Source organism: Rhizobium sp. 62_C5_N11_2 (assembly GCF_051811185.1).
In the GTDB taxonomy this organism is placed as follows: domain Bacteria; phylum Pseudomonadota; class Alphaproteobacteria; order Rhizobiales; family Rhizobiaceae; genus Rhizobium; species Rhizobium leguminosarum.
Map to the genome: position 1 here is coordinate 2,108,326 of NZ_JBPWPW010000001.1, position 19,705 is coordinate 2,128,030.

19 protein-coding genes and 1 pseudogene are annotated in these 19,705 nt (G+C 60.4%); 7 read left to right on the forward strand and 13 right to left on the reverse strand.

The features are described 5' to 3' along the window. Window positions 1-102: 102 nt before the first annotated feature. Window positions 103-1,071 (reverse strand): SDR family NAD(P)-dependent oxidoreductase, encoded by a 969-nt coding sequence (locus AB8B31_RS10690; RefSeq protein ID WP_028733770.1) that lies wholly within the window; start codon window positions 1,069-1,071, stop codon window positions 103-105. A gap of 95 nt (window positions 1,072-1,166) precedes the next feature. Here AB8B31_RS10690 and AB8B31_RS10695 point away from each other — a divergent pair, with 95 nt between their 5' ends. From AB8B31_RS10695 to AB8B31_RS10705, 3 genes and pseudogenes are all read left to right on the forward strand, one after another. After that, entirely contained in the window at window positions 1,167-1,790 is a 624-nt protein-coding gene (locus tag AB8B31_RS10695) for a TetR/AcrR family transcriptional regulator (RefSeq protein ID WP_018242160.1), read from the forward strand. 88 nt (window positions 1,791-1,878) lie between these two features. Continuing rightward, window positions 1,879-2,067, forward strand: a pseudogene (locus tag AB8B31_RS10700) (hypothetical protein); the annotation flags it as partial. A gap of 153 nt (window positions 2,068-2,220) precedes the next feature. Beyond that, window positions 2,221-3,267: a glycoside hydrolase family 25 protein gene (locus AB8B31_RS10705; RefSeq protein WP_028733772.1), complete on the forward strand. Its 1,047-nt coding sequence runs from the start codon at window positions 2,221-2,223 to the stop codon at window positions 3,265-3,267. Window positions 3,268-3,295: 28 nt separating this feature from the next. Here AB8B31_RS10705 and AB8B31_RS10710 read toward each other — a convergent pair whose 3' ends face one another. Beyond that, window positions 3,296-5,581 carry an FdhF/YdeP family oxidoreductase gene (locus AB8B31_RS10710; RefSeq protein ID WP_028733773.1) on the reverse strand — a complete coding sequence of 762 codons (2,286 nt, stop codon included), beginning with the start codon at window positions 5,579-5,581 and terminating at the stop codon, window positions 3,296-3,298. A 686-nt stretch (window positions 5,582-6,267) separates the two neighbouring features. On the opposite strand from AB8B31_RS10710, the gene AB8B31_RS10715 reads away from it, so the two are divergent. Beyond that, window positions 6,268-6,573, forward strand: a complete 306-nt coding sequence (locus AB8B31_RS10715; RefSeq protein ID WP_028733774.1) for a flagellar basal body rod protein FlgC — start codon at window positions 6,268-6,270, stop codon at window positions 6,571-6,573. 66 nt (window positions 6,574-6,639) lie between these two features. Here the strand turns inward: AB8B31_RS10715 and sufA are convergent, their stop codons facing one another. From sufA to AB8B31_RS10755, 8 genes are all read right to left on the reverse strand, one after another. Beyond that, window positions 6,640-7,032: a Fe-S cluster assembly scaffold SufA gene (gene sufA / locus AB8B31_RS10720; protein WP_018072227.1), complete on the reverse strand. Its 393-nt coding sequence runs from the start codon at window positions 7,030-7,032 to the stop codon at window positions 6,640-6,642. Between the two features lie 93 nt (window positions 7,033-7,125). Beyond that, on the reverse strand, window positions 7,126-7,506 hold the full coding sequence (locus tag AB8B31_RS10725) for an SUF system Fe-S cluster assembly protein (protein WP_003559708.1): 381 nt from the start codon (window positions 7,504-7,506) through the stop codon (window positions 7,126-7,128). Between the two features lie 12 nt (window positions 7,507-7,518). Continuing rightward, window positions 7,519-8,760 carry a cysteine desulfurase gene (locus AB8B31_RS10730; protein WP_028733775.1) on the reverse strand — a complete coding sequence of 414 codons (1,242 nt, stop codon included), beginning with the start codon at window positions 8,758-8,760 and terminating at the stop codon, window positions 7,519-7,521. A 12-nt stretch (window positions 8,761-8,772) separates the two neighbouring features. Further along, a complete protein-coding gene (gene sufD / locus AB8B31_RS10735) occupies window positions 8,773-10,047 on the reverse strand; it encodes a Fe-S cluster assembly protein SufD (RefSeq protein WP_028733776.1) in 1,275 nt (424 codons plus the stop codon). Window positions 10,048-10,071: 24 nt separating this feature from the next. Then, window positions 10,072-10,827: a Fe-S cluster assembly ATPase SufC gene (gene sufC, locus AB8B31_RS10740; protein WP_018445225.1), complete on the reverse strand. Its 756-nt coding sequence runs from the start codon at window positions 10,825-10,827 to the stop codon at window positions 10,072-10,074. A gap of 12 nt (window positions 10,828-10,839) precedes the next feature. Beyond that, window positions 10,840-11,106, reverse strand: a complete 267-nt coding sequence (locus AB8B31_RS10745) for a hypothetical protein (protein ID WP_028733777.1) — start codon at window positions 11,104-11,106, stop codon at window positions 10,840-10,842. Further along, a complete protein-coding gene (gene sufB / locus AB8B31_RS10750) occupies window positions 11,106-12,575 on the reverse strand; it encodes a Fe-S cluster assembly protein SufB (RefSeq protein WP_028733778.1) in 1,470 nt (489 codons plus the stop codon). Before sufB ends, AB8B31_RS10745 begins: the two co-directional genes overlap by 1 nt. 142 nt (window positions 12,576-12,717) lie before the next feature. Beyond that, window positions 12,718-13,884: a cysteine desulfurase family protein gene (locus tag AB8B31_RS10755; RefSeq protein ID WP_018242170.1), complete on the reverse strand. Its 1,167-nt coding sequence runs from the start codon at window positions 13,882-13,884 to the stop codon at window positions 12,718-12,720. Between the two features lie 217 nt (window positions 13,885-14,101). Here AB8B31_RS10755 and AB8B31_RS10760 point away from each other — a divergent pair, with 217 nt between their 5' ends. Both AB8B31_RS10760 and AB8B31_RS10765 read left to right on the forward strand, forming a co-directional pair. Continuing rightward, entirely contained in the window at window positions 14,102-14,779 is a 678-nt protein-coding gene (locus AB8B31_RS10760; RefSeq protein ID WP_003559715.1) for an alpha/beta hydrolase, read from the forward strand. A gap of 144 nt (window positions 14,780-14,923) precedes the next feature. Continuing rightward, entirely contained in the window at window positions 14,924-16,099 is a 1,176-nt protein-coding gene (locus AB8B31_RS10765; protein ID WP_026230500.1) for an acyltransferase family protein, read from the forward strand. Here AB8B31_RS10765 and AB8B31_RS10770 read toward each other — a convergent pair. Together AB8B31_RS10770 and AB8B31_RS10775 are read right to left on the reverse strand one after the other, a co-directional pair. Further along, window positions 16,096-16,623, reverse strand: a complete 528-nt coding sequence (locus AB8B31_RS10770) for a GNAT family N-acetyltransferase (protein ID WP_018445221.1) — start codon at window positions 16,621-16,623, stop codon at window positions 16,096-16,098. The two genes, AB8B31_RS10765 and AB8B31_RS10770, sit on opposite strands and share 4 nt — an antisense overlap. Then, on the reverse strand, window positions 16,620-17,738 hold the full coding sequence (locus AB8B31_RS10775) for an anhydro-N-acetylmuramic acid kinase (RefSeq protein WP_018445220.1): 1,119 nt from the start codon (window positions 17,736-17,738) through the stop codon (window positions 16,620-16,622). The genes AB8B31_RS10770 and AB8B31_RS10775 overlap by 4 nt, the downstream gene beginning before the upstream one ends. 131 nt (window positions 17,739-17,869) lie before the next feature. On the opposite strand from AB8B31_RS10775, the gene tyrS reads away from it, so the two are divergent. Next, the gene (gene tyrS, locus AB8B31_RS10780) at window positions 17,870-19,126 is read left to right on the forward strand and encodes a tyrosine--tRNA ligase (RefSeq protein ID WP_028733779.1); all 1,257 of its coding nucleotides are present in this window, start codon (window positions 17,870-17,872) and stop codon (window positions 19,124-19,126) included. A gap of 57 nt (window positions 19,127-19,183) precedes the next feature. Here tyrS and AB8B31_RS10785 read toward each other — a convergent pair whose 3' ends face one another. Beyond that, window positions 19,184-19,504 carry a hypothetical protein gene (locus tag AB8B31_RS10785; protein WP_026230499.1) on the reverse strand — a complete coding sequence of 107 codons (321 nt, stop codon included), beginning with the start codon at window positions 19,502-19,504 and terminating at the stop codon, window positions 19,184-19,186. Window positions 19,505-19,705: the final 201 nt, after the last annotated feature.

A 19,705-nucleotide genomic window follows, 5' to 3' on the forward strand; every position in this document is an offset into this window, starting at 1 on the left:
AGCTGTCTGGTTAGCCGCTGATCCAGGTTCAACTCCTCGGCAGGGGCACCAGTTTCCCAGTTCCCCTGCTCTCTATCAGCTCGAAGCGTGCCGGTTTACGGCCTAGAAGCGCTCGCCGACCATATCCTCGCTTTTGGCCCACAATGCCCTGGCCGTCTCGGGATCGAGCGCGTAGGTGCGCACGCCTTCGGAAATCGGGCTGATCTCCGCATCCGTCACTTCGGAGATGTGGCAATTCTCGCAATATTTGCCGCCGACCGCGTCTGCCGGGGCGACGAAACCTGCCCAGACGGAGGTAGCCGCACCCTGAGGAATCGTCTTCCACTGGAAGGACGGCTTGCCCTCGGCGGCGAGTGCTGCGTTGATCTGCGTTATCATGCCTTCAATCATATTAGGGTCGAGATGACGGTCGAGTTCGGTCTGGATGCCGCCGGGATGCAGTGCCGTTGCACGGATGCCGCGCTCCTTGAGGCGCCGGTCGAGTTCCACTGCGAACAGGATATTTGCGGTTTTCGACTGGGCATAGGCCGCCCAGGGCTCATAGGTCTTGCTCTCGAAATTGAGGTCGTCGAGGCTAAAGGGCGCCATGCGATGGGCCGAGGATGCGACGATCACCACTCGGCCGCCCGATTTGACCAGCGGCGCGATGCGGTTGACCAGCACGAAATGACCGAGATGGTTGGTGCCGAACTGCGTTTCGAAGCCATCGGCGGTGCGGCCGAAAGGAGCCGCCATCACGCCGGCATTGGCAATGACGACATCGAAGGGCCGGCCATCCCCAATGAGCGCATCGGCGCAGGCGCGCACGCTTGCCAGAGAGGCAAGATCAAGATCGACGATATCCAGGCTGCCGCCATTGGCCGCACCGGCGCGCACGACTTCCGTTGCCGCCCTCGCCTTTGCAAGGTCACGTGCCGTACCCACCACCTGCGCTCCATGGGCTGCCAGCACGCGCGCGGTTTCCACGCCGAGGCCGGCCGAAACACCCGTCACCAGAACGCGCTTGCCCTTGAGATCGACGCCGGCGAGCACCTCATCGGTGGTTGATGTCGCGCCAAAAAGTCCACTCATGATTATCTCCTTGATTATGGACGCACCGCTCCGGGCTGGTGGACCATTGCCCGCCGGCCTCAAATGAAATAAAAGGAGGATGCCTCCAGATAAATATGGAGGGTGCCTCCGGTTATCAAGGGGACTTCTCGGAAATGGCTGAAAAAAGTGACGGACCCACCGTCCGAAAGCCGCGTGCGGATGCCGAACGCAATCGTCTTCTGCTGATGGAAACGGCAAAGACCGTCTTTGCCGACAAGGGTTCCAGCGCCAGCCTGGAGGAAATCGCCCGCATCGCGGGCGTCGGCATCGGCACACTCTATCGCCATTTCCCGACGCGCGATGCACTGGTTTCCGCCATCTACCGCAACGAGACGACGCAGCTTGCCGCTGCCGCCAAAAGTCTTGCCGATACACATCCGCCTGTCGAAGCGCTTCGCCTATGGCTGGTGCAGTTCGTGGATTATGTCGTGACGAAACACGGCATGTCCGAGGTGCTGGATTCTTTGGTCGGCGGCACCTCCGAGCTCTATGCCGATTCTGCCGATTTGATCATAGGTGCCGTCAATCTGCTGGTGGATCGCGCAGTCGCCACCGGAGAAATCCGTCTGGCGATGGACCCGCTCGATATCCTGCGCGCCCTGGCGGGCGGCGCGAGCATCAGCTGTGGCCCCGCCTGGCGGGATGCGGCAAGGCAACTCATCGATATTCTGATAGCGGGCATGAAAGCCAGTCGCTGAGGCTGTCGTACCATCCGGCACGGCCGTCTCAGATGGAGCTGCGCAAGAATGGCAACATCGACATGGAGGATCTCCGCGCACAAGCTGGAAGAACCTCGTCGGCGATTGGGATCGCCCCCATAGCCGCGAACAGGCCTGCTTCTCGCCCGACGCCTTCCGCGTCGACAAATACTGGTCGCCGGTCAACCGCGTCGACAATGTCTAAGGCGACCGCAACCTGATCTGCAGCTGCCCGCTGGTGGAAAGCGACGCCGAGGCGGCTAAGTGGCAGTGTTAGGCAAAGCCCCTTCCACAGGTTGGGAAGGGCTGCATGCCTTTTGGGCCAAAGGATCAAATTTAACCTTTCTTAGCAAGTCTCTGTTAGCAATTCATAAAGTGGCTTCCATCAACATGGATCATCGTCGGTCCCTTGTTTTGCGTGCAGGTTCTTATGCGTCCATCGGCTGTGCCAGCAATCCTCCTCGCCGCCTTGATCCTGTCGGGATGCGCCGCAAATTCTGGCGCCGAAGATGTGCTCACCCCCGTACCGTCGCGGGAAACGACCAACGCCATCACCCAGCCGAGTGGCCCGATACCGGCAGCCGCCGTGGGCGATCCTGCGCCCCAGGCAAGCCCGCCGCAGCAGGCGTTGAGCTGGACAGGAGAGGTTCCAGAGCCGCAGGCGCTCGTGCCCGCAGACAGGCCGGTCGGCATGCCGATGCCGACGGAAAAGCCGGTCGCCCTGCTGATGCCGACCAATCCCGCCGACAATACAATGCCCGATGTCGGCACGAGGTCGCCGACACGCGGGCAAATTTACGGCCACCGGTTCCGCGATGCCAAGCCGATCAACTTCGGCTCCACCTCGCCGAGAAAGCTAGCCGTCCACGGTGTCGACGTGTCGCGCTGGCAGGGCGAGATCGATTGGGAGACCTTGCGGCGGCAAGGCGCGAACTTCGTCTACATCAAGGCCACCGACGGCGGCGATCACCTCGATCCGATGTTCAAGAAGAACTGGCGCCGGGCCAAGGAAGCCGGCCTGAAACACGGCGCCTATCACTTCTTCTACTGGTGCCGGACAGCCGGCGAACAGGCCGACTGGTTCATCCGCAACGTGCCGAAGGAAGCCAACGCTCTTCCACCCGTCATCGACGTCGAATGGAACGGCGAATCGAGCTGCAAGAGGCGCATCTCGCCTGCACGTGTCCGGGAAAAGATGCAGGTCTTCATGGACAAGCTGGAGCGCTATTACGGCCAACGCCCGATCATCTACACGGCGCCGGACTTCTACCGCGACAATTTGAAGGGTCAACTGCTCGACTATCCCTTCTGGCTGCGCTCGGTCGCCGCTCATCCCTCCAAGGTTTATCCCGGCCGCAAGTGGCTCTTCTGGCAGTATTCCGGCTCCGGCCTTTCCGATGGCGTCGACGGCAAGATCGACCTCAACGTGTTCAACGGCAACGAAAGCGACTGGCACGACTGGGTGGCGTCGCGGTAGCCGAGCCCGCTAGGCCGCTTGCCTGACCTCACGCGGACTTCTGCACCTTCACCGGCACGCCCTTGTAGGCAGGCGTTCCCGATCTCCGGTCGTAATCACCAAGCGCGATGACCCTGTTCATCTCGGGATAATATCCGGCGATGGAGCCAACAGGGATGTCGTAGGCCACTGCGGTGAAGCCTTTGACCGCCCTGCTGCCGGTTTCAGCGACCGACTCGATATCGACCTTGTCGCCGTCGGCGAGGCCGCGTGCGGAGAGATCCCCGCTGTTCATGAAGATCACGTCACGGCGGCCGAAGACACCTCGATAGCGGTCGTCAAGGCTGTAGATTGTCGTGTTGTACTGGTCGTGACTGCGCAGCGTTGTCAGAACCATTGTGTCTGCGTCTGCAAGGCGCGGATCTTCCTCCAGTCCGGGCGCGATGAGGAACTGCGCTTTTCCTGAGGGCGTGCGCCATTGCCGATCGGAGGCGGCCACCGTCAGCCGGAAGCCGCCGGGTTTCCTGACCCTTGTGTTGAAATCATGGAAATCGGGAAAGACCACCTCGATCTTTTCCCGAATGCGGTCGTAGTCAGCGACCATCCCGTCCCAATCGATATCGTATTTGGCGCCGAGCGTTGCCTTGGCGATGCCGGCGATAATGGCCGGTTCGGACCTTAGTTCGTCGCCGGGCGGCTTCAGAAAGCCGCGTGAGGCGTGCACCATCGACATGGAATCCTCGACGGTCACCGATTGTGGTCCCGTCTTCTGAATGTCTTGATCGGTACGACCGAGGACAGGAAGGATGATGGAGTTTCGGGCGATCAGCAGATGCGAGCGATTGGGTTTTGTCGCGAGATGGACCGCAAGGTCGAGCTTGCGCATACCTTCGAACGTCGCTTCCGGATCGGATATGGCGACGGCGAGATTGCCGCCGAGACAGATAAGCGCCTTCGACCGGCCTTCGATGATCGCCTCGATGGCCTCGATGGCATTATGGCCTTTCTCCTCGGGCGGGCGGAAACTGAAGGCCTTCTCCATACCATCGAGAAGCGCCTTGTTGGGGATCTCGGTGATCCCGACGGTCCGGTCACCTTGAACGTTCGAATGCCCCCGCAGCGGGCAGATACCAGCACCCCGGCGGCCGATATTTCCCCGCAACATCAGGAAATTGGCAAGCTGCTGGACATTGGCAGTGCCGTGGCTGTGCTGGGTGATGCCCATGCCATAGCAGAGGATGACATTGCGGGCGTTGAGATAGACATCAACGGCGCTATCGAGCGCTTCGAGCGTCAATCCTGATCTCTTCAGGATCGACGCCCATTCCGTCTTTGCAATATCGGCCTTTACAGCCTCCAGTCCGATCGTGTGGGCTTCGATGAATTCCCGGTCGAGAAAGCCTTTGCCGCCTGCCGCGATATCGGCATCGTCGCGCTCGAATATCCGCTTCATCAGACCCTTGAGGGCAGCGAGATCCCCGCCGGTGCGCAACTGATGATAAGCCGATGCGATCGGCGTCGAAGACATCGTCGCCATTTCCACCGGGTTCTGCGGTGCCGCAAATTTCTCGAGTGCGCGTTCTTTCAGGGGATTGAAGACCACGATCGGGACGCCGCGCCTCGCGGCATCATGCAGAGTGGTCATCATCCGCGGATGGTTGGTGCCAGGATTGTGGCCGAAGCTGAAGATCGCATCGGCATGATCGAAATCTTCGAGGGTCACCGTGCCCTTCCCGACCCCGATCGAGTGTGGCAGGCCGACGCTGGTTGCCTCATGGCACATGTTCGAGCAGTCGGGAAAATTGTTGGTGCCGTAGGCCCTGACGAAAAGCTGGAACAGGAATGCAGCCTCGTTCGAGGCGCGTCCCGATGTGTAGAATTCAGCCATGTCAGGATCGGGCAGTTTGCGCAGTTCCGCGCCGATCAGCGTGAAGGCTTCCTCCCAGCCGATCGGCAGGTAACGGTCGCTGGCGTGATCATAGACCAGCGGGTGTGTCAGGCGGCCCTGGTCTTCCAGCTGATGGTCGTTCCATTGCCACAGTTCGGCGACCGTATGCGCCGCGAAAAAGTCGGGCCCGGCACGTTTCGCCGTGGATTCCCAGGTGATCGCCTTGGCGCCATTTTCACAGAACTCGAACGAACTCGTATGTTTGGGATCGGGCCAAGCGCAGCCCGGACAATCGAAGCCCTCGGGCTGATTGGCTTTCAGCAGCGTCGCAGCCCCCTGCGCAATGACCTGCTGGCGCGCAAGGGTTTCGGCAACGGCTTTGAGTGCACCCCAGCCGCCGGCGGGGGCCGTGTATTTCTCGATGCCTTTCGGCCGCTTCTTGGTCATCACCTGCTCCACAAATCCGCCGAGGGTCAGCGCCTATTATCAATGCAAAGGGATGCCATGCGATAGATGGCGCGGACATCCTCTTAAAAAAGATCGGACCGCTCCGAGGGGGCGGAGCGGTCCTGGCGGATCATCGGATCCACGAGACTTCGGCGCGGGAGGGGACATGCCGATGTCTATCGGCACATTCGCGGTGCCGGTCTCCACATGGAAGTCACTTCCGAGAGACACCCAGACCTTACCGTCCCGATAGCAGGCGACGAAACTATACATAGGTATTGGGGATGATCTTGTTGATCCTGTCCCAACCTCGTCATGCCCGTTGAAACCTAGACAGAAGTATAGGCCCAGCTACACCAGCATTGAATGTCCTGCATTTCAAACCTGCTCGACGATTCTTTCAAGGCCAGCGAACAGGAACGCAAAACTGACAGCCGCGCAACCAGATCGCCCCATTCCGAAATCCGTTCATTCCAGCCAAGGAGAATAGCCATGGACCATATCGAACTTGAAAATCGTCGCAAAGGCGCTCCACTGCCGCCTATCCTGGATATAGTCCCGTGCCGATCCTGAACAGAGGCGACGGCACAAGGCCCTGACCTAAGGCTTTTGCTAACGCAAAGCCTTCAGCATTTCCTAAACCCTCGCAGCTAGAAGGTTACCATCCAGTTGTGGGGAAACGGCTGATGAGCATATCGGGTATTACGAGCATTGCTCTTTCGGGAATGCGGGCGCAGACCACACGTGTCGGCGCCATTGCCAACAACATCGCAAACAGCAGCACCCCGGGCTATACAAGGCTGAACACCAGCCTCACCTCCGTTGTATCAGGCGGCGTCCAGGCCCTCGTCGACCCGACGGCATCCGATGTCGATCCGGCCACTGAACTGACCGATCTGACCGAAGCCGAGCAGAGCTACAAGGCGAACGCCGTGGTCTTCGAGACCGGCGCTGACATGTGGGAAATGCTGATGAGCATCAAGCGCGACTGAGCACGCCCGAATTTCATCGAGAATTGGCTGCCTGAGAATTTCCCGCCAGCCTGAAAGTCGCGGCTATCAGGAATGCGCCGGCTCACCCTGGCGCTGTGCGGCAAGGGCCGCGAGATCGGCAGGCTTCAGCTCGACGGATTCGCCGCAGCCGCAGGCCGACGTCTGGTTCGGATTGGTGAAGGTGAAGCCGGAGCGCAACGTCGTCGTCTCAAAGCCCATTTCGGTGCCGAGCAGATAGAGGGCTGCCGACGGCTCGACCCAGACTTTGGCACCATCGCGCTCGATCAGATCGTCCTTGGCATTGGGCTCGGTCACCAGGTCGATGGTATATTCCATCCCGGCGCAGCCGCCCTTCTTGATGCCGACGCGCACGCCCTTGGCATCAGGCCCAGAATTCTCGACGATCGCTTTGACGCGGGCCGCAGCCCCGTCCGTCATGCTCATGATTGCAAAGCCCATCGGCTCATTCTCCTTCCGCAACCGGGGTCAAGATCCGGCGCATCGTGACTCAAATGTAGTACCCTGAGGTAAACGGATCAATACCGCGGGATCTCAGTACCAGCCGACGGCGACTTGCGCCTCTTCGGACATGCGATCCGGCGTCCACGGCGGATCGAAGGTCATGGCCACCTCGACGCCTGATACGCCTTCGACGGCGCCGACGGCGTTTTCGACCCAGCCGGGCATCTCGCCGGCAACCGGGCAGCCCGGGGCGGTCAGCGTCATCATGATCTTCACCATCCGGTCGTCCTCGATGTCGATCTTGTAGATCAGACCAAGTTCGAAGATGTCGGCTGGAATTTCCGGATCGTAGACGGTCTTCAGCGCGCTGATGACGTCGTCGCTCAGCCGCGCCAGCTCATCGGCCGGAATGCTGGAATGCACGATGCCTTCGCGCACGTCGATCTTCTGTTCGCTTTCGTCCAGGCTCATCACGGACACTCCTCAAGCAAAGAACTTGCGCGCATATTCAAGCGCATCGGCCAGGGCATCGACCTCGGCGCGGGTATTGTACATGCCGAAGGATGCACGGCATGTGGATGTGACGCCGAAGCGTTTCAAGAGCGGCATGGCGCAATGCGTGCCGGCCCTGACCGCAACACCCTGCCGGTCGATCACCATCGAGACGTCATGGGCATGGATGCCGGCAAGCTCGAAGGAGAAGATACTCCCCTTGTCGGGCGCCGTCCCGAAGACCCGCAGCGAATTGACCGATTTCAGCCGCTCGACCGCATAGGCAGAAAGATCCGCCTCGTGGCGCGAAATCGCCTCGCGTCCGATCTTCTCCATATAGTCGAGCGCATAACCGAGCCCGATCGCCTGCACGATCGGCGGCGTGCCGGCCTCAAAACGATGCGGCGGGTCGTTATAGGTCACCATATCCTCGGCAACTTCGAAGATCATCTCGCCGCCGCCCTGGAACGGCCGCATCTCGAAAAGCCGCTCCTTCTTGCCGTAGAGCACGCCGATGCCGGACGGGCCGTAGAGCTTGTGACCGGTCATGACGTACCAGTCGCAATCGATATCCTGCACATCGACCGGCAGATGCACGGCGCCCTGGCTGCCGTCGATCAGCACCGGGATGCCGCGCTCATGCGCGATCCGGCAGACTTCCTTGACGGGAACGATGGTGCCGAGTGCATTCGACATATGGGTGATGGCGACGAGCTTGGTGCGCTCCGTCAGGCTTTTCTCGAAATCTTCGATATGGAAAGCGCCCTCGTCGTCGACGGGCACCCAGACAAGCTTGGCGCCCTGCCGCTCGCGGATGAAGTGCCAGGGCACGATATTGGAATGGTGCTCCATGATCGTCAGGACGATCTCGTCGCCTTCGCCAATCCTAGGCATGCCCCAGCCATAGGCGACGGTGTTGATCGCTTCCGTCGAATTCTTGGTGAAAACGATGTCGTTGACCGAAGGCGCATTAAGGAAGCGGCGCACCTTTTCGCGCGCTGCCTCATAGGCGTCCGTGGCCGCATTCGAGAGATAGTGCAGGCCGCGATGCACATTGGCATATTCATGGCTATAGGCATGCGAGATGGCGTCGATTACCACCTGCGGCTTCTGCGCCGAGGCACCGTTGTCGAGATAGACCAGCGGCTTGCCGTGCACCTTCTCCGCAAGGATCGGAAAATCCCGACGAATGGCTTCGACGTCGTATTGGGTGGCCGGGGCTATCTTGTCCATTGATATATCCGATCAGGCGTGCTTTTCGAGCCAGGCCGAAATCACGCCTTCCAGCGCCTCGACAAGGGCTTCGTCTTCCAGTTCCTCGACGATCTCGGCGACGAAGGCGTTGACGAGCATCGCCCGCGCCTTGTTCTCCGGAATGCCGCGCGCCATCATGTAATAGAGATGATTGGCGTCGATATCGGTCACCGTCGCGCCGTGGCCGCACTGCACGTCGTCGGCGAAGATTTCGAGCTCGGGCTTGACCGAGAATTCGGCATCGTCGGACATCAGCAACGTGTTGCAGGCCATCTTGGCATCGGTCTTCTGCGCATCGGGCGCGACCCGGATCATGCCCTGGAAGACGCCCTTGGCGCGGTCGAAGACGACGTTGCGGATCACTTCGGTCGAGCCGGTGTTCGGCACGTCGTGGCCGAGCACCATCGTCACGTCGGTATGGCTGTCGCCACCGAGCAGGTTGATGCCGCGCAACGTCAGATCGGCGCCCTCGCCCGTCACCTTGATGTTAAGCTCCTGGCGCACCAGCCTGCCGCCGGCATTGATGACGAAAAGCCGGAGCTTGGCGTCAGCGCCGAGATCAATGCGGATCTGCCCGAGATGCGTATCGTCGGGCCCCTGCTGCTGCAGGATGATCCACGTCAGTTCCGTGCCTTCGCCGACCGTGATGTCGCTGACGTGGGACACGAGGGCCGCATCACCGGTCACCGTGAGGTGACGCTCGATGACGGTCGCCTTGACACCGGCGCCGAAGGCCACGGGAAGACGCGTATGTGCCTGCCCACCCGCATGGATGAACTGGATTTCAAGGGGGTTTTCAAGCTCGGCATCGGCAGGCACGTCGATGACATAGCCGTCGCGCACGAAGCTGCCATTGATCCGGCCGACGGCGTCGTCGCTGCCGAGCGCATCGAGCCCGCCTGCGGCAGAGCCGTCAAGCAGACGTTCAAAATAGGCCGAAACGCCAAGACCGTCGGCCGTAGCCTTCTGGTTGGAATGGCCCTGGATCACCGCCAGCACCGTGGCATCAGCAACGAGCGGCTCCAACGCCTCCGAGCCGGCATCGCCTGCCTGCGGCGGAACGGTGCGCAGCAGATTCTTGAGGTCGGTATAATGCCAGGCTTCGATGCGGCGCGTCGGCAGGCCGGCCTTCTTCAGGTCGTCGAGAAGCCGGTCGCGCAGGGCCGTCACCGCACCATTGCCCGGCAGTTCGCCGATCTGCTGGTTGAAGGCCTCGATCAACGCCGTCTCGGCCGCAGTCAGGCGGCTCGTCGTCTGCATGTTCATGGACGTCGTCCTTTCCACCCGAACTCAGGCTGCCGTGCCGATGATGTCGGCATAGCCGTTGGCTTCCAGCTCATGCGCCAGCGTCTTGTCACCCGACTTGATCACCTGGCCCTTGTAGAGCACGTGGACGGTATCCGGCACGATATAGTCGAGCAGGCGCTGGTAATGGGTGATGACCACAACCGCGCGGTCCGGCGAACGCAGCGCATTGACGCCGTCGGCGACGATCTTCAGCGCATCGATGTCGAGGCCGGAATCGGTTTCGTCAAGCACGCAGAGCTTCGGTTCGAGCAGCGCCATCTGCAGGATTTCGGCGCGCTTCTTCTCGCCGCCGGAAAAGCCGACATTCAGCGGCCGCTTCAGCATCTCGGTATTGATCTGCAACTTGCCGGCAGCATCCTTGACCCGGCGCATGAAATCCGGCGTCGTCAACTCGTCTTCGCCGCGCGCCTTGCGCTGCTCGTTCATCGCCACTTTCAGGAACTGCATGGTGGCAACACCGGGGATTTCGACCGGATATTGGAAGGCGAGGAAGATGCCCTTGGCCGCACGCTCGGCCGGATCGAGCTCGAGGATGCTCTCGCCATTATAGAGAATGTCGCCCTCGGTGACTTCGTAATCGCTGCGGCCGGAGAGCACATAGGAGAGCGTCGACTTGCCGGAGCCGTTCGGCCCCATGATGGCGGCAACTTCGCCGGCCTTCACCGTCAGGTTCAGGCCACGGATAATCTCGGTGCCGTCCTCGGCGATGCGGGCATGAAGGTTTCTGATTTCAAGCATAGTCTCGATCTTTCACTTGGGGCTTTTCCATCCAGGGAAAATGCGTTCCATCAATTCTAACAATTCACCGACCAGTTCGGCTGCTCTACCAAGCAGCAGCACAACGGCACACAGGCCAAGAGACGAAAGGACGATCAGTTTGCCGATATTCCAATTAGCGAAAGCGACAAACATTCCCACGATGACACCGGCCAGCGCCGTGGAGAACAAAAACATCAGAGCATCTGCTGTCCAATGCCTTTGTTCGCCCGTCTGCGAAAGCGGCGACTTTTCGTCCATTACCCCACCGAGCCCTCGAGCGAGATGCTGATCAGCTTCTGCGCCTCGACGGCGAATTCCATCGGCAGTTCCTGCAGGACTTCCTTGACGAAGCCGTTGACGATCAGTGCGATCGCCGCTTCGGTCGGGATGCCGCGCTGCAGGCAGTAGAACAGCTGGTCCTCGGAGATCTTCGAAGTCGTCGCTTCATGCTCGAACTGCGCCGTCGAATTCTTCGCCTCGATGTAGGGCACGGTATGGGCGCCGCACTTGTCACCGATCAAAAGCGAATCGCACTGGGTGAAGTTGCGCGCATTCGCCGCCTTGCGGTGAGCCGAGACCTGGCCGCGATAGGTGTTGTTGGAAACGCCGGCGGCGATACCCTTGGAGACGATGCGGCTCGACGTGTTCTTGCCGAGATGGATCATCTTGGTGCCGCTGTCGATCTGCTGATGGCCATTCGAAACGGCGATCGAGTAGAATTCGCCGCGGCTGTCGTCGCCGCGCAGGATGCAGGACGGATACTTCCAGGTGATCGCCGAGCCGGTTTCGACCTGCGTCCAGGAGATCTTCGAACGGTCGCCGCGGCAATCGCCGCGCTTGGTGACGAAATTGTAGATGCCGCCCTTGCCGTTCTTGTCGCCCGGATACCAGTTCTGCACCGTCGAATATTTGATCTCGGCGTCATCGAGCGCAACCAGCTCGACCACGGCGGCATGCAATTGGTTTTCATCGCGCTGCGGCGCCGTGCAGCCTTCGAGATAGGAGACGTAGGCGCCCTCTTCCGCAATGATCAGCGTGCGCTCGAACTGGCCGGTGCCCTTCTCATTGATGCGGAAATAGGTGGACAGCTCCATCGGGCAACGAACGCCCTTCGGCACGAAGACGAAGGAGCCGTCGGTAAAGACCGCCGAATTCAGCGTCGCGTAATAATTGTCCGAGGTCGGCACGACCGAGCCGAGATATTTCCGGACGAGATCGGGATATTCGCGGATGGCTTCCGAGATCGACATGAAGATCACGCCGGCCTTCTTCAGCTCTGCCTTGAAGGTGGTGACGACCGAGACGCTGTCGAAAACGGCGTCGACGGCGATCTTCGGCTTCTCGACGCCGGCAAGAATCTCCTGTTCACGCAGCGGAATGCCGAGCTTCTCATAGACCTTCAACAGCTCCGGATCGACCTCGTCGAGCGACTTCGGACCCGGCGTGCTTTTCGGCGCGGCGTAATAATAGATGTCGTTGAAATCGATCTTCGGATAATTGACGCGCGCCCAGGTCGGCTCTTCCAGCGTCAGCCAGCGACGATAGGCCTCGAGACGCCATTCCAGCATCCACTCCGGCTCCTGCTTCTTGGCCGAAATGAAACGAATGATGTCCTCGGACAGGCCTTTTGGCGCCTTGTCCATCTCGATGACGGTCTCGAAACCGTATTTGTACTGGTCCACATCGATCAGGCGGACCTGGTCGATTGTTTCCTGCACGGCAGCCATCTCATTCTCCAATCTCGCCGGATACAAGGTCCGGCAGCTTGTAGCGTTTGGGCAATTGTCCTGCCCTTTATGTAAGAGGCCAAAAGGGACTTTTCAGCCCGATTGGCAAGCAGAAATTTGCGTTTCCGCAAGTTTTGACGGGTCAAGCCGCCTCGCCCGCCGACCTCCGCCGACAGGCAATCTTCGCGAAAGCCGCAATCGCCCTGTCGACATCGTCTTCCGTCGTCGAAAAGCCGAGCGAGATGCGTAGCGCTCCGAGCTTGGCGTCACGTCCCATTGCCGTCAGCACGTGGCTTTCCCCGAGCCGACCGGATGAGCAGGCCGAACCTGCAGAAAGGGCAACGCCTTCGAGATCGAAGGCGATCTGCCCGGTCTCAGCCTTCAGCCCCGGCAGGGTGAAGAAGATCGTATTGGCGACGCGCTCGCCGCCCTCGCCGTGGATCATCACATCGGATGCCGCCTCACGCATGCCGGCTTCCAGCCGCTCGCGCAGCGCGCCGATCGTCGCATTGCGCGCCTCGAGTTCGTCGGACGCAGCTTCTGCCGCCGCGCCGAAGCCGATCAGCGCCAGAGAATTCTGTGTCCCTGAGCGGTGACCCCGCTCCTGCCCGCCGCCCTGGATCAGCGGCCTGGGCATCAGCGCCTCGCCGCGTGCGATGAGCGCGCCGGCCCCCTTCGGCCCGCCGATCTTGTGCGAGGAGACGATCATGAAATCGGCGCCGATCTTCTCGATATCGAGCGCGATGCGGCCTGCCGCCTGCACGGCGTCGACGACGAAGAGCCCGCCATGGGCGTGGACGATCTTTGCCGCCGCCTCAACCGGCTGCACGATGCCCGTCTCGTTGTTGACGAGCATGATAGCGACCATCGGCAGGCCGGCGGCCTTGTCATGCGCATCAAGCCGGAGGCCGAGCGCATCGAGATCGACGATACCGGCTTCCGTCACCGGGATCTCCGTCATACTCTCCCTGGCGAAGCGGCCGCCTTCGCGCACAGCCGGATGCTCGATCGCCGAAAAATAAAGATGGCCGAGCCGAAGCGGCGTGCGGCCCATGCGGAAATCCGGTGTCAGCACCAGGTTAGCGGCCTCGGTCGCACCGCTGGTAAAGACCACATTGCCAGGACCGGTGCCGGCAAGTGCCGCCACCTTGCGCCGTGCGCCTTCGATGGCGGCGCGCGCGGCGCGGCCCTCTCCGTGCACGCTGTTCGGATTGCCAAACACATCGATGGCGCGCATGATCGCCGCGCGTGCTGCGGGGTGCAGCGGCGCTGTGGCATTCCAGTCGAGATAAAGGCGTGGCGGCGCCATGATCTTCAGTCCTGCGCTTGACGAGCTTGCTTCAGCGGCCGCGGTTCATTTTTCTTGAAATTTCCGCCGGGCTTGCCTTATGACACGTTCCACGATGCGTGGATCGCCATGCAAGTTTCGAATTGTTCTAAACTGCGTTTTAGAAAAGCTGACAACACTAGTCAAGTCATGTTGTCATCCAGCGCAGCGCGAACGCGAAATAAAACCCGGAGTACCAATGCCCGAAGTTATTTTCAACGGCCCAGCCGGCCGTCTTGAAGGCCGCTACCAGCCCTCCAAGGAAAAAAGCGCGCCCATCGCCCTGATTCTGCATCCGCATCCGCAGTTCGGCGGCACGATGAACAATCAGATCGTCTATCAGCTCTTCTACATGTTCCAGAAGCGCGGGTTCACGACGCTGCGCTTCAACTTCCGGGGCATTGGCCGCAGCCAGGGTGAATTCGACCATGGCGCCGGCGAACTCTCGGATGCCGCCTCGGCGCTCGACTGGGTGCAGAGCCTGCATCCCGATTCCAAGACCTGTTGGGTCGCCGGTTATTCCTTCGGCTCCTGGATCGGCATGCAGCTCCTGATGCGCCGGCCGGAGATCGAAGGCTTCATGTCGATCGCGCCGCAGCCGAACACCTACGACTTTTCCTTCCTGGCGCCCTGCCCCTCTTCTGGCCTGATCATCAACGGCGAAGCCGACAAGGTGGCGCCAGAAAAGGATGTCAACGGCTTGGTCGAGAAGCTGAAGACCCAGAAGGGCATCCTCATCACCCACCGCACCGTTGCCAACGCCAACCACTTCTTCAATGGCCAGGTGGAAACGCTGATGGGCGAATGCGAGGATTACCTCGACCGTCGCCTCAACGGCGAACTGGTGCCGGAACCGGCCGCCAAGCGGATTCGCTGACACCACAAAATCTCGGCCTCATCGACGCCGTGACGGTCCGGAACACCACCGGGCCGGATGTGTCAGAACAGATCACCTACCGTGTTGCAATGTATGTTGCAGTGCGGTAGGGTCCTCGCGATCCTAACAAAAGCGAGGTCCGCAATGACCAAGTCGTTCGGGGAAGTCCTGGATAAGTATAGGGGAATTGGTCCGGGGTTCGATTTTCTTCGAATAGGGCTCGCCTTTTCCATCGTATTGACCCATTCCTTTTTGTTAACCGAGAACAATGACTTCATCAGGGGGTCGGTATTCTGGTTTACTGAATACGCTCTTGTTCCGATGTTCTTCGCTTTGAGCGGATTTCTGATCGCCGGCAGCGCCCAGCGACTGAGCCTCCGGAATTTCCTGATCAACCGAGGCTTGCGCATCGTCCCGGCCCTTGCGGTCGATATTGTCGTCTGTTCGTTGATTATCGGGCCGATCATAACGGTCGTTTATCATTCCGAATATTTTACCGATCAGCGATTTTTCAAATACTTCCTGAATATCGTCGGCTGGATCCATTACGAGCTTCCGGGCGTGTTCGAGAATAATCCGAGTCAACGGGTCAATGGCGCTCTCTGGACGGTTCCCTGGGAGATTTTCTGCTACATCATCATGTCGTTCCTGATGATCACCGCCATCGTCAAGACGCGCTACAAGCTGCTTGCGGTGACGATCGCCTACATCGCCATCGGCCTTGTCGTGCAAAAGATGCCCTATCTGTTACCTGATACAATCAAGCCGATCGCTCGCTTCCTGTTCATGAGCCGAGGCTCCCAGCTGATAACCGCCTTCATGATGGGCATCGTCGCCTTTCAGTTCAAAGCGGTCATTCCGCATTCCCGCTGGCTGTTCGCCGCCGCCTGCCTGATTTGCATCGTCGCCATTCTGACCCTGGACAGCCGGGCGACGGAGTCGGTGATGAACCGACCCCTGGTCATCCCCTCTCTCGTTTACATCACCGTCTTCGTCGGCCTGTCCGAGGTGCCCATTCCGGCCTTTTTCAGGAAGGGCGACTATTCCTACGGCGTCTATCTCTATCACGACCCGTTTTTGCAGATCTGGATCAGCTCGTTCCCGTCGGTGTTTCTCTATCCGAAATATGGTGCGCTGGCGCTCTATCTCGTCGGCCTGCCATCGGCTCTGGCCGTCGCGGTGCTGTCCTGGCATTTCATCGAGAAGCCGATCCTTGGCCTTCGCAAGAAGTTCTCGTTCATTGCTCAGGTCAGGGGCGTCGAGGATGGCAACCAGGCTGGTCGCGAATCAAATGTCCGGCCGGTCGCGGTAAAAAGTTAGGGCATTGGCGGCCGCATGTCGGCGGTGAGTTCGAAAGCCGTGCCAAGCACTCCGTCGATCGGGATCGGCGCGCGTTCGCGCATGCTGATCTTTCTGAGGACGCGTTGCGAGACGATTTTTTCGGGATGCGTGAAGGCGATGAAGCCGGATGCAAACTGCCTTTCGAAGAACCAGTCGGCCAAAGCGCCTGCCGCCTCCGTTGCCAGGCCCTTGCCCCACGCCTCCTCGCGCAGGGAATAACCGAGTTCGAATTGCTCGCTCCTGAACTTCGAAATGCCGGCGCGGCCGACGAAGTTGCCGTCCTCGGCGAGGAGCTTGTATTTGGTCGTGCCGTCGCGCGCCTGCTCTTCGAACCAGCCCTTCAGCCGCTGCTCAGCCTTCTCGAGGCTCCACGGCGCATTGCCGGACAGATAGCGGGTCGTCGCCATCGTCGAATGCAGTTGCTGCACCAGGGCCGCATCGCCTTCGTCCCACATGACGAAGCTCAGCCGCGGCGTCTTCAGTATGACCCTCTGCTCTCTCATGGCGTTGCCAGCACCCCGCCGCTGACTGGGACGCCCACTCCCGTTGTGCCAGGAAATGTCAACGGCAGCCCGTCCAGCGACCGGACGGCGAGATAGGCCCAGGCCTCGGCTTCCATCGCGTCGCCATCGAAGCCTGCCTCCTCGGCGCTCACTACCTTCGAGCCGAACCTTTCGGCCATGACCGAAAATTCCGCCATCAGAGTGGCGTTCAGCCGCCCGCCGCCGCAGACGATATAGACCGCTGGGGTCTCGGGCAGGAAGCTGGCGGATTTGATGATCGAGGCGGCGGCGACATGCGCCAGCGTCCGGGCGCCGTCTTCAAGGCTTGCTTCCTCGGGCCGAAGCGGGGCGAAATCGCCCCGATCGAGGGAACGGCGAACATTGCCGCGAAAGAACGGGCTTTGCAGATAACGCTCCGCCAGGCTGGCAACGACCTTGCCGCGCCCGCCAATCTCGCCGCCGGGATCATAAGTTCTGCCGGTCTGCATCTCCACCCACTGGTCGATCAGCGTATTGCCCGGCCCGCTGTCGAAGGCCGATATCCGGCCGTCCGTGCCGATAGAGGTGAGATTGGAGATGCCGCCGATATTGACGAAGCACACCGCCTGTCCCTGCTGCTGGAATTTTCCCGCAAGTGCTGCGTGATAGGCCGGCACCAGCGGCGCACCCTGCCCGCCATGGACCATGTCGTTGGCACGCATGTCGTAGACCACCGCTATGCCGGTTCGGCGCGCCAGTTCCGGGCCGTCGCCGATCTGGATCGTCAATCCCTCATCAGGGCGATGAAGCACCGTCTGGCCATGGAAGCCGAGAACATCGACGCCATCGGCTAAAAGCTCGAAACGCTCCATGAATGCCGTAACGGCAATTACATGCCGTAAGGTCAGTTCAAGCTCGATAGCACGAAGCTCAGCGGGCCGTTCGTTCCTGTCGCTCAGTGGACGTGCGATTTCCAGCGCCCGTTTGAGCTGCCCACGAAAATCGGCATCATAGGGCACGCCCATGAACGGCCCGCGCTCGATGAAGCTGCGACCGTCTGTCCTGATCAGCGCGACGTCGATTCCGTCCATCGACGTGCCGCTCATCAAACCGATCGCGGTCCTGATGACATTCATGAGGCTTGCCTCCCATGCGATTCCCGGATGCACTTTTGTAAAAACAGTGCTAAACGCGCCGCGACAGATCAACAACAACGAACTTGCGTGAGGCCCACTCGGGTAAGCGCAGACACCAAGAGACGAAACCCATGTCCGAGTTCAAGTCCGATTTCCTCCGCACGCTGAAAGAGCGCGGCTTCATTCATCAGGTCTCCGATGAAAGCGGCCTCGATGACCTGTTCGCCAAGGAAACCGTGACGGCCTATATCGGCTTCGATCCGACGGCGCCCAGCCTGCACGCCGGCTCGCTGATCCAGATCATGATGCTGCACTGGATGCAGAAGACCGGTCATCGCGCCATCTCGCTGATGGGCGGCGGCACCGGCATGGTCGGCGATCCCTCCTTCAAGGAAGAAGCGCGCCAGCTCATGACCGTAGATACGATCGAAGGCAACATCGCTTCGATCAAGCGCGTCTTCTCCAATTACCTGAACTACGGCGACGGTCCGAGGGACGCGCTGATGATCAACAATGCCGAATGGCTGCGCTCGCTGAACTACCTCGAATTCCTGCGCGATGTCGGCAAGCACTTCTCGGTCAACCGCATGCTGTCCTTCGACAGCGTCAAGACGCGTCTCGACCGCGAACAGTCCCTGTCCTTCCTGGAATTCAACTACATGATCCTCCAGGCCTATGACTTCGTCGAGCTTGCCAAGCGCTACGATTGCCGCCTGCAGATGGGCGGTTCGGACCAGTGGGGCAATATCGTCAACGGTATCGATCTCGGTCACCGCATGGGGACACAGCAGCTCTATGCGCTGACATCGCCGCTGCTGACGACGTCATCCGGCGCCAAGATGGGCAAGTCGGCAACAGGCGCTGTCTGGCTGAACGCTGACATGCTCTCGGCCTATGATTTCTGGCAGTACTGGCGCAACACCGAGGATGCCGACGTCTCGCGCTTCCTGAAGCTCTACACCACGCTGCCGATGGATGAAATCGCCCGTCTCTCCGCACTCGGCGGCTCGGAGATCAACGAGGTCAAGAAGATCCTTGCGACCGAGGTGACGGCAATCCTGCACGGCCGCCAGGCCGCTGAACAGGCTGCCGAAACGGCACGCAAGACCTTCGAGGAAGGTGGTCTCTCGGAAAATCTCCCGTCGGTCGACGTGCCCGCCTCCGAGCTCGACGCTGGCATCGGCCTTCTGTCGCTGATCGTACGTGCCGGCCTTGCCGGTTCGAACGGCGAAGCACGCCGTCACGTCCAGGGCGGCGCAGTCCGCATCAACGACGAGGCGGTCAGCGACGAACGCAAGATGATCGGCAGCGGCGAAATCACCGCCGACGGCATCATCAAGCTCTCGCTCGGCAAGAAGAAACACATCCTGATCCGCCGCGCGGCGTAAGCGGCTTTACCGAACAGATACCAAAGCCGGCGCCCGCGCCGGCTTTTCTGTGCCTCACTATTCAGGTCGGCGAGCAAGATCATTCAGCTCCCCGTCGGCATTCCGCGTCATCTCGTTTGGTCTCTCGGAAAAGATAGCCGGCGGATCGACACTTGAATCAGGCTTCACCCGCGACCACCAACTGATCGAGAAGATCGGCGGCGTCATCATCGCGTCGAGGGGAACCATGAGGACGTGGTCGGACCGGATGACCGCCTCTTGCGATTTCAGCCGCACGACCTTTTCCGCGGCAAGCGAAGTGTCGGCAATTGTCACAGCCATCATGGCGACCGATGCGAAAGAAACTGTCCGGGCGCACTGCATCGCATCCTCCGACATTGCACCGGCCGTTGCTTCCTGGCCGGGACAATATAGTACATCAGATTTTCCTAAAATAGGCAAAGCATCAATGTCGGACTTGTCAGGATAGGTCGGAATTGGCCTTGCCGAGAACGAACCTGCGCATTCCTCTGCTGCGATCCGGCAACAAGTCACACACCGGACGCTTTGTCGGAACCTTTTGCACCTGTCGGGATTTGC

Excerpts from the sequence above, each read along its gene's own strand:
- sufA (WP_018072227.1), bottom strand. The coding sequence starts at position 7,032 with ATGGGCTTTGCAATCATGAGCATGACGGACGGGGCTGCGGCCCGCGTC.
- AB8B31_RS10695 (WP_018242160.1), top strand. The coding sequence starts at position 1,167 with ATGGAGGGTGCCTCCGGTTATCAAGGGGACTTCTCGGAAATGGCTGAA.
- AB8B31_RS10715 (WP_028733774.1), top strand. The coding sequence starts at position 6,268 with ATGAGCATATCGGGTATTACGAGCATTGCTCTTTCGGGAATGCGGGCG.
- AB8B31_RS10710 (WP_028733773.1), bottom strand. The coding sequence starts at position 5,581 with ATGACCAAGAAGCGGCCGAAAGGCATCGAGAAATACACGGCCCCCGCC.
- AB8B31_RS10760 (WP_003559715.1), top strand. The coding sequence starts at position 14,102 with ATGCCCGAAGTTATTTTCAACGGCCCAGCCGGCCGTCTTGAAGGCCGC.
- sufC (WP_018445225.1), bottom strand. The coding sequence starts at position 10,827 with ATGCTTGAAATCAGAAACCTTCATGCCCGCATCGCCGAGGACGGCACC.
- AB8B31_RS10725 (WP_003559708.1), bottom strand. The coding sequence starts at position 7,506 with ATGAGCCTGGACGAAAGCGAACAGAAGATCGACGTGCGCGAAGGCATC.
- AB8B31_RS10770 (WP_018445221.1), bottom strand. The coding sequence starts at position 16,623 with ATGAGAGAGCAGAGGGTCATACTGAAGACGCCGCGGCTGAGCTTCGTC.
- AB8B31_RS10745 (WP_028733777.1), bottom strand. The coding sequence starts at position 11,106 with ATGGACGAAAAGTCGCCGCTTTCGCAGACGGGCGAACAAAGGCATTGG.
- AB8B31_RS10755 (WP_018242170.1), bottom strand. The coding sequence starts at position 13,884 with ATGGCGCCGCCACGCCTTTATCTCGACTGGAATGCCACAGCGCCGCTG.
- AB8B31_RS10765 (WP_026230500.1), top strand. The coding sequence starts at position 14,924 with ATGACCAAGTCGTTCGGGGAAGTCCTGGATAAGTATAGGGGAATTGGT.
- tyrS (WP_028733779.1), top strand. The coding sequence starts at position 17,870 with ATGTCCGAGTTCAAGTCCGATTTCCTCCGCACGCTGAAAGAGCGCGGC.
- AB8B31_RS10705 (WP_028733772.1), top strand. The coding sequence starts at position 2,221 with ATGCGTCCATCGGCTGTGCCAGCAATCCTCCTCGCCGCCTTGATCCTG.
- AB8B31_RS10730 (WP_028733775.1), bottom strand. The coding sequence starts at position 8,760 with ATGGACAAGATAGCCCCGGCCACCCAATACGACGTCGAAGCCATTCGT.
- sufD (WP_028733776.1), bottom strand. The coding sequence starts at position 10,047 with ATGAACATGCAGACGACGAGCCGCCTGACTGCGGCCGAGACGGCGTTG.
- AB8B31_RS10785 (WP_026230499.1), bottom strand. The coding sequence starts at position 19,504 with ATGTCGGAGGATGCGATGCAGTGCGCCCGGACAGTTTCTTTCGCATCG.
- sufB (WP_028733778.1), bottom strand. The coding sequence starts at position 12,575 with ATGGCTGCCGTGCAGGAAACAATCGACCAGGTCCGCCTGATCGATGTG.
- AB8B31_RS10775 (WP_018445220.1), bottom strand. The coding sequence starts at position 17,738 with ATGAATGTCATCAGGACCGCGATCGGTTTGATGAGCGGCACGTCGATG.
- AB8B31_RS10690 (WP_028733770.1), bottom strand. The coding sequence starts at position 1,071 with ATGAGTGGACTTTTTGGCGCGACATCAACCACCGATGAGGTGCTCGCC.